This is a genomic window from Rhodovulum sp. 12E13, from assembly GCF_003340565.1.
In the GTDB taxonomy this organism is placed as follows: Bacteria; Pseudomonadota; Alphaproteobacteria; order Rhodobacterales; family Rhodobacteraceae; genus HLUCCA09.
Genome location: NZ_QPLK01000010.1, coordinates 14,551 through 28,557 on the forward strand (window position 1 = coordinate 14,551; position 14,007 = coordinate 28,557).

Consider the following 14,007-nt stretch of genomic DNA (forward strand, 5'->3'; position numbering starts at 1 on the left):
AGTGGCTTGCTCGTCCGCATTCGTGAGATCGCCCGTCCACCTGAATGCCGCCCTCGCTCAGAGACCGAACGGCCAGGTGTCGGGCACGCCCTCGCGGCGGTGGTCGGGCGGCAGCGGCGTGATGGCACGGGTTTCGTCGAACCAGACCCAACCGTCGAACTGTCGTGGCAGGGCGGCGTTGGCGTAGTGGCTCGCCAGCTCGGTTTCGGGGCGGTAGATCACGCCGATGAAGCGCTCGAGCCGCTGATCCATGAGGCGCCGACGCAGCGCCTCGTCGCGGCGCATGTCGAGCAGGAAGCCAGGCATGCCCGCGTCGTGACACACCCGCTCGTAGCTGTCCTCGCGAGAGGGCCGCACGCGCTTGACCTCCATCTCTCCGCCCCAGTCGGTCGCCGCAGCGACGGTGCCGGTGTGGGTGCCGAAGCCGATCAGCGCGGCCTCGTCGCCGAACCGCTCGCGGCAGAGCTGGCCGATATTGTGCTCTCCGCGGACGGCGCCCATCTCGGTCGCGCGGGCATCGCCGATATGGCTGTTATGCGCCCAGACCACCGCCTTCGCCTCCGGGCCGCGCGCCTCCAGAAGGTGCTCGAGGGTCTCGAACATGTGGCTGTCGCGCAGGTTCCAGCTCTCGGCGCCGCCGTAATACATGACGCGGTAATACTGCTCGGCCGACCGCACCAGACGCGCGTTCTGTGCCGCGTCGAGAAAACTCGCCCCGTCCTGCGCCTCGTAGTCCAGCCGGCGCTCGAGCAGGTCGCGGAGTTGGGCCACCACCTCGTCCTCGCAGTCGCGATAGCGCTGGCTCAGAACCGCCCGGCCATAGGTGGCGGGATCGCGCTGCCAGGGCGTCAGGCAGCCGTACCGCTCGCGGGCGATGCGCGCAGCGTCCGGGTCGACCTCGTCGAGATAGTCGAGCACCGCCGCGATGGAACCGCGCATGTTGTAGATGTCGAGACCGTAGAAACCGGCCTGCCGTTCTGGGTCGGCGAGGCGGCCGTTATGCACGCGCAGCCATTCGGCCAGGCCCTCGATGACGGTGTTGCGCCACATCCAGGTCGGGAAGCGGGTGAAGGCGGGATCCTCGAAATCGCGCGCGGTCTGGTGCGTGACGTAGCGGTTGACCGCGGCGGCGTCGGGCCAGTCGGCCTCAACGGCGACGATGGTGAATCCGTGGTTCTCGACCAGGTGCCGCGTGATCGCGGCATGGGCGCGGTAGAACTCCGACGTGCCATGGCTGGCCTCGCCCAGGAGCACCACGCGCCGGTCGCCGTAGCGGTCGAACAGCGCACCGAAGGCCGGGTCGTCGATATCGGGCAGCGGCTCCGCGGCGTCTGCGAGCATCCGAGGCAGTGTCTTGCCGCTGTTCTGACCGGGCACGTGGCTGGAGGCAGCGCGGCGCCCGTCCTCGGTCCAGCCCTGCGCGCCGATCAGAGGCACGAAGCGGACCGCGCCGATATCTTCCTCGTCCCAGCTGTCGGGGCCGGTGCGGGTGATACGCCGCAAGGATTGCCCGAGTTCGGCCTCGCCGACCGGAATCACAAGTCGACCGCCCTCCTTCAGCTGCTCCTTCAGCGCCTCCGGCACCGAGGGTCCGCCGGCGGCCACCACGATCGCGTCGAAGGGCGCGGCGTCGGGCCAGCCGAGCGTGCCGTCGGCAACGTGCACCTCGACGTTGTCGATACCGGCGGCGGCGATCCGCTGCTGCGCGGCATGGCCCAGCGGCCCCTGCCGCTCGATCGCATGCACATGCGCGGCGATCTCGCCCATGACCGCGGCGGCGTAGCCGGAGCCGGCGCCGATCTCGAGCACGCGGTCGCCCGGCTGGATGCCGGCCGCCTCGATCATCAACGCGACGATGTAAGGCTGCGAAATCGTCTGGCCGTGCCCGATGGGCAGCGGAGCGTCATCGTAGGCAAACTCCTCGTGACCGGGCGCGACGAAGGCCTCGCGCGGCACTTTCCGCATCGCGCCGAGCACGTTCGGATCGCGCACGCCGCGCCGCGCGATCTGGACGTCGACCATCCTGTTGCGGGCGTCTTCGGTTCCGGGCATGGCGTCTCTACGCGGCCGCATCTGGGTTGACCTCGCCCTTCGCCAGCCGGGTCAGCGCGTCGTCTGCCGACTTATCCTCCGCGAGGATCGCGCGCAGGGTCGCGGCATCCTTCTCGAGACCAAGCTGCACGGCCCAGCTGGCGAGCGTTCCGTAGACCGCGATCTCGTAGTGCTCGATACGCTGCGCCGAAGCGATCAGCCCGGCATCGCGACACGCCTGGTCATCTACCATGCCGGCCCACTTGTCGGTCTCGGCAATGATCCGCTGCATCGACTGGTCGCTGTGGGCGCGTGTGTCGACGCCGTGACGCCGGAGGATATCGTCTATCCTGTCGAGCTGAGACCGTGTCTCGCCCAGATGGTCGGCGAGCGCGCGCTTCAGGTCTTTCGCGTTCGCCGCATCCCCCATCTTCGGCAGGGCCTCTGAAAGCTGTGCCTCGACCGAGCGCGCTTCCTGCAGCTCGGCGAGGTAGCGGTCTCCGAGATTCTCGACGTTCATCAGTATGCTCCCTTGTCCGGAGACGACGCCGGCGCGGCGGGTGTCTCGACAGGTCAGTCGACGACGACGGGCGGCGCCGTCCATGGCCAGGCGATGGCCAGCAGGCCCAGCCAGAACAAGACCAGGATCAGGATCGCGAGGCCGGCCGCCGTGGCGCTCGCCGCGTATCGGTAGCCGCCGCCGCGGCGGTAGGGCCAGCGCTCATAGGTGTAGGGCCAGGTCGGCCATGAGAAAATCATCACGACCAGCAGCAGGATGAGAAGCCAGAAGAAGAAGTCCGCCATTTTCGGTGTTCTCCATTTTCGTTGCGTGACAGGGGGCTTCGACGGAGCGGCCGGTCAGGACCGGTCCGCGCCCTTCACCTCGCCGAAGGCCTGCGCGACATCGGACATGTCGCTGTATCGACGATCCGGCAGGCGGGAGATGACATCCATTTCGCGCTCTCCGGCCTGCGCGCGCGCGTGGGATTTCAGGTCCTCCGCGGAGGCGGGGAACTCCATCTCGGCAAAGAGGCTTGCTGCGCGCGCCGCCGAAATCGCTTCGGTCTGCATCGCCGCGTCGCCACCGCGTCGGCTCGGCTGATCGTCCGGCTTCTCCTCGTGCGCGCGGATCCCGCCGAAGGCCCGCGCGACATCAGCGGCGTCGCGATAGTCGCGGTCTGGCAACTGTTCCAGAATGTCGGCGATCTCGTCCGCGCCGCTGTCGTGCGCATGCCGGGCCAGCGCGTCGCGGGACGCCGGATACTCCATGCCGGAGAGGGCCTGTTCCAGATCGGCCGCCGAGGGCGCGCGCTCCGGGTGTGACGTCTGCATGTGCCGGCGGTACTCCGACAACGTGTCGAACTCCGCGCCGCAGATCTCGCAACGGTGCCGGCTCATCAGCGCACCTCCCCGACTGCCTTGCTCACATCTGCCATTGTTTCGAAGCGGCGCTCCGGCATGTTCTCGATCAGGTCGATCACCTCGTCGGGCGCGTCGTTGTCGCGGGCCTGGCGGACCAGCCCGGCGCGATCGGACGGAAAGGAGATGCCCGTCAGCGCCGAGGTCACGCCGGCCGCGGAATCGGTGCGCGCTGCCACGGGCCCGCCGCGCCGGCCGCCCTTGCTGCGGTCACCCTCGGACTCCACCGGCTCGGCGTCGCCCGTCGCCGCGGCGAAGGCGCCGCTCTCGAGCGGGTCGTCGGGCCAGTCCCCCGCCGCGAGCCCAAAGGTCGCGAACGGGTCCGCCTTGCCGTTGGCGCCTATCTCCAGGGGGGCGGCCTGCTCTTCCGCGCCGATCAGCACGAGCTGTGCGTCCTCGTGATCCAGAAGCCGGGAGTCCGAGATGTCGATCCACCGCTCGTCGGCGAACTTTACGGAGAGATCGCTCGGATAGTCCGGCTGCGCGTCGGGAAACCCAGGCACCTTGACCGAGGGGTTTCTGACGGCAATCACGAAGCGCGCCTCGTCCTGAATGTTCAGAGCCTCTTGCGCCGCGCCGACCGTCTTGGGCGCGCGCAGCCTGTAGGCGATCTGCGTGGAGTCGTCGCGCGCCGCGATCACGTAGCGGCCGGAGCCAACGGGGATCGCCTGCGGCGTCTGCCGTTCGCCACGGGTCTTCGTCTCGTAGTGTACGGGGCGCAGCGCCTCGCCGATCTCCACCGGCGTGCCGACCTCGGCCAACAGCAGCCAGTGCCGCTCCGACGGGTCGGCCTCCCCGGCAAGAATGTCGGGCAACTGCTTGCGACCGACGATGAACAACCGGGCGAGATCCCGGTCGTCGGGCACCAGCGCGAGATACATGCGCTGGAGGTCGTCGACGCCCGAGGGCTGGTACACGTCGATCTTGGGCCTGTAGAAGAAATGTATCTCGCCCGTCTCGATCATCTGTGTCATTGCGGCCTCGCATACGGTCGGTGATGTCAGCGGCACCCCGAAGGCCGGAAGCGTGGGCAGATCGGCATCCCGTTTTTCTCCTGCCCGGGCGGCCGTCTCCACGCCGTGGTCCGACATCCGCGAAACGCGAGAGACCGAAGGAGGTTCCTCGCCGCCATCCCCCACAGCGACGTTCAGAACGTCCCGGCGATGATGGCCTCCCGTTCCGCCACGTCGGCGCGGTCGTGAAAGCCCCCAGCCTTCTTCGGAAGGCGGCGCCGTCCGGCTGGAACAATGCACCGTGACAGCCCTTTCCATCGGGGAATTCGTTCGCAAAGGAGATCGACATGCTGTTCAGGATCGCCAAGGCTGCAACCAGCGCAGTCGCCCTGATCGCGGCCGTTCCTGCCTCGGCGCAGGACCAGGAGCAGGATGGAGTGGAGCTGCTGTCAAACTGGAGCTACGATCCGCTCTACGCCGAAGGCTGGAGCGTCGAGAACATGTTCGACATGACGGAAATCGTCGACGCTGCCGGCGAGGAAATCGGCGATGTCGAGAACGTCCTATTCGCCAACGACGGAGAAGTGCTCGGCATCATCGCCCAAGTCGGCGGGTTCTGGGACATTCTCGATACGCATGTGTATGTCCCATGGGACGAAGTGACCATGGAAGCGGGCATTCAGCGGATGGGAATCCCGGTAACGGAAGAAACCGTAGACGACTACGACGTGTTCGGCGACTTCGACTTCGACGAACAGGTCATCGACGAGAGCGATACAGGCGAAACGCAGCCGGTCGACGACGACCTCGCTGCAGGGGCGGGGGTCTTCAAGGCGACCGACCTCGTCGGGGATTACGCCTACCTCTCCGATGGGGCGCGGTACGGTTACGTGGCGGACCTCATCGTGCAGGATGGGGCGATTTCCGCCGTCGTCACGGATGCGGCGGCTTACGGCCGCCCCGGCTATTACGCATACCCCTATTCCTATCGTGGCGCCATGAGCCCCCGATACGAAATTCCCTATGACCCGGTCGAGATCGACACGCTCGAGAACTTCGACTACGAGCAGCTTCAGTCTCGCGCGATGCCTTGGCGCAGTGCCACGTCTCCCGGCCGCCGGCCCTCAAGCTGCGCGCATGGGCCGGCGGTCGGTCTGCTCTCCGGCACAAAAACGACATCGGGCCGTCGGCTGGCGGGGCAGGGGGGCTGCCCGGCGCCGTACAACCCGTGCGAGGATGGTGGAGCCCACCATGAATGGGCCGTCCTGCTTGGGGAGCGGACGAGCCCCAGGCGGGTTCGTTGAGGGCAATGGCGAGGGAAATCGACGTGTCGCAGGAATGACGTCTCAGGCCCCTCTGCCCGTCATCGCGCCGTTCGATCACGAAACTCATGAACTCGTGCGCCAGCAATGCTTGATCGGCGCACGCCACGGCATGCGCCACGGCGTCCGAGGGCATGCATCGGGGGCCGCCGAGCGCAGCGCGACCGAGCTGTGACCAGGCCGCTCGATGCGCTACGCCGGCCAGCGAAGGTCAGCCGCCGACGCGCCGGCGGCAAGCATTTCCGGTACGAGGCGCAGCTGCCGATCTTGCCGCCATCGTCCGGTCGCGGTCCCGATCGTCACGCGTGGCGATCGACCCAGGCGGCGAATTTCTCCAGCATGTCCTTGAGAACGGCGCGCGTCTCCTCGTCGGTGAGCTGGCCCTCGTCGTCGAACCGTTCACCGGCACGGGCGATCAGAACCTCCGCCGTGGGCAGCAGGGGCATCGCGTTGTAAAAGACGACCTGGCGAAGATGCGCCTGCCCGCGCGCCGTGCCCACGAACGCGGGAGTCGCCCCGACGATGGCGGCGGGCTTTCCGTTCAGGGGCGCGTCCCCCTCGGGGCGCGACAGCCAGTCGATCGCGTTCTTGAGGACTCCCGCGATGGAGTAGTTGTACTCGGGCGCGGCGAAGATCACTGCGTCGGCAGCCTGCACCCGCTCGCGCAGATCCTGAATGCGGTCGGGCCAACCGACGGCCTCGACGTCCTCGTTGAAGAGAGGGGTGTCATCGAGCGTGACGATGTCGATGTCGAGGCTTCCGGGGGCGAGCTCCTGCGCGGCGCGCAGGGTCGCGGTATTGTACGAGCCCTTGCGCAAGCTCCCGGAAATCCCGGCCACGCGGTAGGTGCGTGTCATGATGCTCCCTTTCGTGTGGAAGGGCCTGTCGCTGCAGGCGCTCGGGCCGACGCGCTCCCGGGCAGGGAGTGGTCGGTCGGTCGCCGTCAGTCGGACAGGGCATTGGTTGTGAACAGGTAATCGCCGCCGTCCGCGTCCGCGTGGCAGCTGATGCACCCTCGTGCCGGCCCGGCCAGTGGCGTGCCGTCCGGCGCCCGGTCGAGGCTGCCGTTGGGGAGATACTTCGCCCAGAACCAGTTGCCGCTGTCGGGCGCATAGCCGTCGCCCCGTCGGAACATGATCGTGATTGAGGCGAGGTGGTCGTCGCCCGCGCCGAGAACCTCCTCCACGGTCACCCCTTCGGGGCCATAGTTGCGCTTGATCACGAGGTCGCCCGAATGGCCGTCGATCGTGGCCTCGGTGTAGAACGTCTCGAGCATCATCCCGTGCGGATCGGTGCCCGCGTAGGGAAATGCCTGCACCGCATTCTCGCCCGCCAGGTCACGCTCCGTCATCATCTGCCAGAGTTCGGCTGCGTAGCCCTGGTCCGCTTGCCCGGCGCCGTTCTGGCCGAAGGCGACTGTCGCGCCAAGGAAGGCGGTCGAGGCGAATGCCATTCCTGCTCTGTTCATGCGGGCCTCTCCACGGTCGAGGATTTCGCACTCGTCCAATCCGGCAACAGTCGGCGGAAGTATGTTGTTCCCCGCACGAACCGGTTCGGGGATGCTCCTGGACGCGGGCCACCTTGGCGCCGCCGCGCCTGTTCGGACACGCTGCCCGGAAATGAGGAACCGCATGACGATAGTCCTGGCTGCGACCGCGGCGTGCATGTCGGCGGCACCGGGGCGTCTTCGCGCATAGGCCGGGGGGAGCCATCTCGCGAGTCCAGCGTGGCAGGTGGCCTGCATCGGCAGACCCGTCCCCCCGGGCCAGGAGACCGAGAACCGGACGGGCGACAACGAAGCGCCGAAGCAGCGCGGCTCCCCGGGGGGCCGGTTCGACCCCGACATGGCCGAGGTGCCGCCGCCGACCGGCAAGCGAGGCCGGCGGCCGCAACATGGCGGCGCGGAGGATCGGCAACCGGCGCGGCCAAAACGGACAGTCGCCGGTGGCGCGTTTTCCGGGCAATCGGGGCTGCCCGCCGACGAGCGCGATCCGGACATGCCTTGCGATGAAGCTCCTCTCGGGCATGGTCGGCATTGGAGCGCCACCGGTACGGGCGACACTCTCCACCCGGCAGACGACGGCGGTCACAGCAGGTCCGGCGCACCAGCGTCATCATGGCCGTTGCGCCGACGCCGGTCGGGGCGTGCGCGCGCGAAACGCTTGCTGCACGGTGCGCTGGCACTGTCCGCCGTGCCGCTGCGTGCCCTCGGCTCCCGTTCGCGCTCCTCGAGACACCGTCGCCCCGGTCTTGCCATTGGATCGGAGCGGTCGGTGGGCTACCGAGACACGGGGGACCATGCCGCAGCGGCATCCGCGCGGACCGCAATGCGCCCTCGGTCCGATGAGCCCCATCGAAAGGAGCCCCGATGCCCCTCGTCAGATTCCTCGGATTTCCCACCGGCTCGTCCGTCTCGCTCGTGGCGAGCCAGGACACCGAGACCGCCGACATCACCGTGGCGCCGTGGAACGTCGCCCGCTCGACAGAGACGCTCGCCCTCGCGCTGTCCCGCACGCGCCCCGAGTTCCGCCGCGCGCCCGAGGCGATCTGGGCCGAGGCGGTCACCGCGGGCTTTTCGGGTCTGACGCGCCTGATCGAGGTGCCGAGCCCCTCCGGCAGCGCGACCTGGTCGAACGGGCCGGGCAGCCACGCGGCGCTCGACGTGGCGACGCGCAGCGGCCCGGCTCTCTTCCATCTCGCCAGCATCGAGGCCGGTGCAGACCCGCGCGGGGTGGTCTTCGAGGCGGGCGGCACCGGAGACGGCCTCGCCGCGGCCTTCGACGCCGAGGGCGATCTCGTGATCGGCGCAGGCGATGGAACGGCGACCGAAAGCGGGCCGGGCGCGGTGTTCCTGCGCGTGCCGCGCAATTGGTTCGTGAACCGCACCACCGACCTCTGGCTCGCCTTCGACCCCGCCTCGCAGCGCATGCGGGCCCACGTGGTGGACTCCGCCACGGGCGAGCTTCGCGCCGTGCTGACGAAGCCCGGAACATCGGTGGCGCTTTCCGGCACCGGTAACGCTGCCGCGATTGCCGCGCTCTTTTCAAATTCCGAACAGGGGGCGTGGTTCGACGTCAACGACCTGTCGACTCTCGCGGCCAACCCCGATGGCACCGGCGCGGTGAGCGTCGGCGACCGGGTGGGCCATGTTGCCGACAAGTCGGGCAACGGCAACCACCTGACCGCGAGCGGGGATGCGCGGCCGATCCTGCGCCAGGACGCGGGCGGCAAGTATTACCTGGAGTTCGACGGGGTAGACGACTTCATGCTCACGGCGAACAGGGTGGCGTGGTTCGGGGCCTCCACTGGCGGCACCGTGGGCTATGCTGGTCTGGCCACGGGCGAAAACGTGCATATCATGGATGCGCGCGAAAGCTCCCCAAACGAGGCCGTTTGGGGCCTGATTGTCGATCAGGCTGGAACCACCGAGCCACGCTTTTACCCTTACGACACCGGGAGGAACTTTCCTTTCGGGGTCGAGTTTTCGGGAGAGACGGTCGCGGACCTGACACCCCATATCGGGGTGGGCATCGCCACCACCACCTCGGCCGAATTGTGGACGAACGGGGTGAGCGACGGGCCGTCGACTGTCGGCAGCCCCGTGACGTATAGCAACACCGCTTACCTGTCGCCGGTCGGCAGGGCGGATGGCATTGTTGGCGCTGGCCATTTCTACGGCGGCATCGTCGTCAACCGTGCGGTCACCGAGGCCGAGCGCCTCGCCATCCAGGGCTGGCTGGCCTCGCTCTATGACACGGAGTCCATCGGCATCTCGCAATGGGCCGATGCGGGGGGTGTGGGTGTCGGTCAGGCCAACGGCCAGGTGCGGGCCGGGGTCGCGACCGGCGCGCTGACGGACTGCACGGTGGGCGACGTGTCCATCTGGTCCGGGCAGCTTCCGGCCGACTTCGCTGACGACCTGCCCCACCTCTACGATCCGGAGTTCCACGAGATTTTCTACGAGTGGGACTGCGTGCGCCCCTCGGACGGCACGCGCCTGACCTACACCGCGCCGCAGAACGTGCTTCCGGGGTTCGAGGACGCCGGCAAGCAGCGCGGGCGGTTCGCCTGCTTCGTGATGCCCGAGCCGGGCGACTGGCAGATCACCTGCACCGCCCGGCAGGTCAAGTCGGTCGATCCCCTGACCTTCGTGGAGGTCTCGGCGTCCGAGACGGTGACGGTCGGCGCCGACCTGTTCGGCCCGACCGAGGGCGACCCGCTATGGACGGCCGACAACACGATCTGCATGGCCGCAGACGGCGACTTCACCGGAGCGCCGACCGGCCACCACATCGCCTACGAGCCTGCGGGGTCAGGCAACGCCTACCGCACTGCGCTCGCCAGCGCCTTTGCGAACGCCCCCGATTTGGGCGACGGGACGAAAGCCGTGCGCGTGCTGCTCAAGCGCGGCGAGGGGCAGGATACTCCGATCAGCGGCGAGTGGTTCAACATCGACGAATTGGTTGGCCGATTTGGGGAGCGTTTCCCGCATGTCGTTTTGGGGGCGTGGGGTGAAGGGCCCAACCCGATAACAGACGGCTCTCTTGCTTACGGCAACGGGCAAGCCCCGAATAATAGCGAGACATTCATAGCGGCCAACATCGACATCAAGGGATCACTCAATCACATCACCCGCGATTACGAGGAAAATACTTCCATCAGAGGGTATTTCCCCAAGCCCAAGCCCGGATCGTATCACCTGTTCACCGGGTTTGCGATGAGTGACTTTTGGGGCATCGGCATCTATTGGCTCCCAACTGCCGGCGGAGCAGAATATGAGGCCAACCCCTATATCGCCGTGGTGCATGACTGCGCGTTCGACAACGTGATGGACTATGCGTGGTTCGGCAGCTACGGGCCGGGGCGGGGCTGCAAGACGGCGTTCATCGGCAACAGGGCGCTGCACCCGGCCGAGGCGCCGACTTACCTCCAAGGCGAGGGGCCGGGACAGGCAGGAAGGAAAAATCACGGGCCTCTACGCAGCGGCGGGTCGGGCGACTTCGTGGTGGACGGCAACGATTTCTTCACCCGGCACGGCTGGACAGGTGGCATCGGGTGGCCCGATGGAACGCCACAGGTCGCGGCGCAGCCGCATGTCAGGATCGGCGGAAACGGGCGGGTCGTATTCACCCGGAACACGGGCGAGGGCGACGGCTCGATGGGGTCGTTCAACTCATTGGGGCAGTTCAGCACGTCCGTCCAGAACGTCCTGATAGATGGCAATTACAAGCTGTTCGGGGCCAACCCCGTCAGCTTCTGTTCCAAAGAGGGCGGAAGCGTGACCGTCCGCAACAACATGGCCGTCTATCATTATGTCAATGGCGGTCGGCCGTTTTCGTCGGTCTTCTCATCTTTCCGGATGAACGCCCGCCTCGCCTACACGGTCGAGCAACTGGCATGGGAGCCGGTGGCGGATTACGGGAACACGATGGTCGTGCTCGGCGGGAACAACGGCGTCGTGATCGACGATTCCGTCAGCATCGCGGACGAGTTCGAGATCTACACGGTGTCGAACAACGTGATCTACGCGCCGGGCGTCGCGGGCCAGCCGGGCCATGTCGACCTCGCCCCGTTCGACGCGACGGAGATGTTCGAGGCACGCTATCTCGGCCGGTGGGAGGGCGGATACGACACCGCTCTTGTGACGTCGCTTGCCACGCCCGACGGCACCGCAAGCCTCTACGCCCCGTTGTCGGGCTCCGCGGTCGACGGGGGGGCGACGGCGGGCTACGTGCCGCTGTTCGACATTCTCGGCGCGCCGCGCTGGCCGCTGGCCACGCTGGGCGCGGTGCAGGTGCCACCGAGCTGAGGAGGAGCGCGGCGCCTCTCGGCCGCGGCGCCGGGGGGCGCCTCGCCCGACACGGGCGGGGCGGGATGGCGACCCCGGTCGGGGCGCGGGATCACCGGCATGCCGGATCGCGCGCGCCCCGTTCACGGGCGACGCGGCGCGATGTCGAAGATTAGCTCCTGACGCCCGGGCTTGTGCACCGGCTCCACGTTCATTTCGGCCTCGATGCGCCCGTCGGCATCGGTGACGAACACACGCTTGCCACCGCGCAGCACGGTGACCGCCCATCTCTGCAGCGACAGTGCGTGGCGCAGCAGCTCGCGGTCGCTTGCCAGTGCCAGCAGGCGCTTGTTTTCCTCCATGTCGGCACGGGCCTCCGGCGTGATCGGTATCTCGATCCGGGGCGACGACGGATCCGGCCTGTCGATGCGACAGACCGGCGGATCGGAGGGCGCATCCCCCGCGTCTTCGCCAGGGTATCGATCGGACCGGACGGCAGGCACACGCTGCTTGGTAGACATGGATGGCTCCTCGAGCTGTCATGCGAGGAAGGCCGCCCGATGCGAAGGATCGGCGTCGAGGATGCGGCGCCCGTGTGACGTTCCCCTTGATTCCGCGCGGTCGCGGGGGGAGCCAGCGCGCGTCTTGCCCGCTCATGCGCCGCGCCGTAAGCCGCCGCGCATGGCCAAGCTCTATTTTCACTATTCGACGATGAATGCCGGCAAGTCGGCGATCCTGCTGCAGGCGGCCCACAATTACCGCGAGCGCGGGATGGAGACGCTCCTGCTGACGGCAGGGGTCGACACGCGCGCAGGGGCCCGCACCATCGGCTCGCGCATCGGTATCTCGGCTCCGGCCGAGGTCTTTGGCGCCGAGCACGATCTCTTCGCCCGGATCGCCGCGCGGCGCGCGGAGGGGCCGCTCGCCTGCGTCTTCGTCGACGAGGCCCAGTTTCTGACCGGGTCGCAGGTCTGGCAACTCGCCCGCGCGGTCGACGACCTCGCCGTGCCGGTCATGTGCTACGGGCTACGGGTCGATTTCCGCGGCCAGCTTTTCCCCGGGTCGGCGGCGCTTCTCGCGCTCGCCGACGAGATGCGCGAGGTCCGCACGATCTGCCATTGCGGCAAGAAGGCGACGATGGTGGTCCGGACCGACGCCGGGGGCCGTGCGCTGACCGAGGGCGCGCAGGTGCAGATCGGGGGCAACGAGACCTACGTCTCGCTCTGTCGCCGCCATTGGCGCGAGGCGGTCGGAGACAGGCCGACGGACGAGGGCTGAGCCACAGGCCGAGGAGAAAGAAGATCAAGTGTCGACACAATCGCCCCCCGGCGCCCCTTGCGCAGCCGTCATCGGAGGGCGCCGACCGTCGGTCAGCGGCGGCGCAGGCGGATCACCACGTCGACCTTGCTGACTTCGGCGCCCTCGGGCGCCTCGGGCAGGCGCGCGATCTCGAGTTCCTCGGCCGGCGCGTCGGTCAGGGCGTGGGTATCTTCCCAGTAGAAATGCGGGTGATCGTCGATGCGCGTGTCGAAATAGCTCTTCGAGCCGTCGACCGTGATCTCCTGCATCAGGCCGGCATCGCAGAAGGCCCGCAGGGTGTTGTAGACCGTCGCGAGCGACACCTTCTCGCCGGCGTCGCGCGTGGCGTCGAACAGGCTCTCGGCGGTCACGTGCCGATCGTGCCCGTCGCCCACCAGAAGCGCGGCCAGAACGAGTCGTTGCCGCGTGGGGCGCAGCCCCGCCCGGCCAAGCCATTCAGACCCGCGCGTGCGGGCGGCGGTGTCCATCTCTCGCGATGCATCGGTCATGTGAGCCGTATATGGCATGATCTGCCCGATATTCAAACGAAAACGGGTCTTGTTCGCACCATGTCCGGTTCCCCTTGGCGCCGGCGCTACCGTCGGGGCCGCCCTTGCACCCCGCGAAGGCGCGGTGATAGACGACACCGGATTTCGCCCGAGGGAGGACCGGCCGGGCATGGCCCAATATCCGACGAGCTTCGACAGGGAGGCGCTGCTGGCCTGCGCGCGGGGCGAGCTGTTCGGCCCGGGCAACGCCCAGCTGCCCCTGCCACCGATGCTGATGATCGACCGCGTCACCGATATCTCGGAGGATGGCGGCGCGCACGGCAAGGGCCATGTCGTGGCAGAGTTCGACATCGACCCCGACCTGTGGTTCTTCGAGTGCCACTTTCCGGGCAACCCGATCATGCCGGGCTGCCTCGGCCTCGACGGGCTGTGGCAGCTCACCGGGTTCAATCTGGGCTGGCGCGGGTGGCCCGGCCGCGGCTACGCCCTCGGCGTGGGCGAGGTGAAACTCACCGGCATGGTCCGCCCCGACCGCAAGATGCTGCGCTACTTCGTCGATTTCACCAAGGCGGTGAACCGCGGCCGCATCCGCATGGGCGTCGCCGACGGCCGGGTGGAGGCCGACGGCGAAACCATCTATCAGGTCACGGACATGAAGGTCGCCCTCTCGGAAAGCTGAGAGCCGG

Annotated in this window: 13 protein-coding genes and 1 pseudogene; 5 read left to right on the forward strand and 9 right to left on the reverse strand. The window is 68.0% G+C overall.

Going from position 1 to position 14,007, the window contains the following annotated elements; all coding sequences use genetic code 11:
* Window positions 1-57 precede the first annotated feature (57 nt).
* Genes DLJ49_RS10500 through DLJ49_RS10520 form a run of 5 tightly spaced genes read right to left on the reverse strand, consistent with a single transcriptional unit; the run spans window position 58 to window position 4,526 of the window.
* Window positions 58-2,052 (reverse strand): protein-L-isoaspartate(D-aspartate) O-methyltransferase, encoded by a 1,995-nt coding sequence (locus tag DLJ49_RS10500; protein ID WP_233488945.1) that lies wholly within the window; start codon window positions 2,050-2,052, stop codon window positions 58-60.
* 7 nt (window positions 2,053-2,059) lie between these two features.
* On the reverse strand, window positions 2,060-2,551 hold the full coding sequence (locus tag DLJ49_RS10505; RefSeq protein WP_115393508.1) for a YciE/YciF ferroxidase family protein: 492 nt from the start codon (window positions 2,549-2,551) through the stop codon (window positions 2,060-2,062).
* A 53-nt stretch (window positions 2,552-2,604) separates the two neighbouring features.
* Window positions 2,605-2,835: a hypothetical protein gene (locus tag DLJ49_RS10510; RefSeq protein WP_115393509.1), complete on the reverse strand. Its 231-nt coding sequence runs from the start codon at window positions 2,833-2,835 to the stop codon at window positions 2,605-2,607.
* A 54-nt stretch (window positions 2,836-2,889) separates the two neighbouring features.
* Complete coding sequence (locus tag DLJ49_RS10515) at window positions 2,890-3,429, reverse strand: DUF2795 domain-containing protein (protein ID WP_115393510.1); 540 nt, start codon at window positions 3,427-3,429, stop codon at window positions 2,890-2,892.
* A complete protein-coding gene (locus DLJ49_RS10520; RefSeq protein ID WP_199533348.1) occupies window positions 3,429-4,526 on the reverse strand; it encodes a DUF2795 domain-containing protein in 1,098 nt (365 codons plus the stop codon). Before DLJ49_RS10520 ends, DLJ49_RS10515 begins: the two co-directional genes overlap by 1 nt.
* A gap of 224 nt (window positions 4,527-4,750) precedes the next feature.
* On the opposite strand from DLJ49_RS10520, the gene DLJ49_RS10525 reads away from it, so the two are divergent.
* The gene (locus tag DLJ49_RS10525; RefSeq protein ID WP_115393512.1) at window positions 4,751-5,707 is read left to right on the forward strand and encodes a PRC-barrel domain-containing protein; all 957 of its coding nucleotides are present in this window, start codon (window positions 4,751-4,753) and stop codon (window positions 5,705-5,707) included.
* A 317-nt stretch (window positions 5,708-6,024) separates the two neighbouring features.
* Here DLJ49_RS10525 and DLJ49_RS10530 read toward each other — a convergent pair whose 3' ends face one another.
* Both DLJ49_RS10530 and DLJ49_RS10535 read right to left on the reverse strand, forming a co-directional pair.
* Window positions 6,025-6,582 carry an NADPH-dependent FMN reductase gene (locus tag DLJ49_RS10530; protein ID WP_115393513.1) on the reverse strand — a complete coding sequence of 186 codons (558 nt, stop codon included), beginning with the start codon at window positions 6,580-6,582 and terminating at the stop codon, window positions 6,025-6,027.
* A gap of 86 nt (window positions 6,583-6,668) precedes the next feature.
* Entirely contained in the window at window positions 6,669-7,193 is a 525-nt protein-coding gene (locus DLJ49_RS10535) for a cytochrome P460 family protein (protein WP_233488947.1), read from the reverse strand.
* Window positions 7,194-7,467: 274 nt separating this feature from the next.
* Between DLJ49_RS10535 and DLJ49_RS22430 the strand changes: the two are divergent.
* Together DLJ49_RS22430 and DLJ49_RS10540 are read left to right on the forward strand one after the other, a co-directional pair.
* Window positions 7,468-7,629: pseudogene (locus DLJ49_RS22430) on the forward strand (IS5/IS1182 family transposase); the annotation flags it as partial.
* Between the two features lie 464 nt (window positions 7,630-8,093).
* Window positions 8,094-11,534, forward strand: a complete 3,441-nt coding sequence (locus DLJ49_RS10540) for a hypothetical protein (RefSeq protein WP_115393515.1) — start codon at window positions 8,094-8,096, stop codon at window positions 11,532-11,534.
* Between the two features lie 122 nt (window positions 11,535-11,656).
* Here the strand turns inward: DLJ49_RS10540 and DLJ49_RS10545 are convergent, their stop codons facing one another.
* The gene (locus tag DLJ49_RS10545; RefSeq protein WP_115393516.1) at window positions 11,657-11,875 is read right to left on the reverse strand and encodes a peptidase associated/transthyretin-like domain-containing protein; all 219 of its coding nucleotides are present in this window, start codon (window positions 11,873-11,875) and stop codon (window positions 11,657-11,659) included.
* A 319-nt stretch (window positions 11,876-12,194) separates the two neighbouring features.
* On the opposite strand from DLJ49_RS10545, the gene DLJ49_RS10550 reads away from it, so the two are divergent.
* Window positions 12,195-12,791, forward strand: coding sequence for a thymidine kinase (locus DLJ49_RS10550; protein WP_115393517.1), 597 nt, complete (start codon window positions 12,195-12,197; stop codon window positions 12,789-12,791).
* A gap of 92 nt (window positions 12,792-12,883) precedes the next feature.
* Here DLJ49_RS10550 and irr read toward each other — a convergent pair whose 3' ends face one another.
* Complete coding sequence (gene irr / locus DLJ49_RS10555; protein ID WP_369932512.1) at window positions 12,884-13,321, reverse strand: Fur family transcriptional regulator Irr; 438 nt, start codon at window positions 13,319-13,321, stop codon at window positions 12,884-12,886.
* A 169-nt stretch (window positions 13,322-13,490) separates the two neighbouring features.
* Between irr and fabA the strand changes: the two genes are divergently transcribed.
* On the forward strand, window positions 13,491-14,000 hold the full coding sequence (gene fabA / locus DLJ49_RS10560; RefSeq protein ID WP_115393518.1) for a bifunctional 3-hydroxydecanoyl-ACP dehydratase/trans-2-decenoyl-ACP isomerase: 510 nt from the start codon (window positions 13,491-13,493) through the stop codon (window positions 13,998-14,000).
* Window positions 14,001-14,007 lie beyond the last annotated feature (7 nt).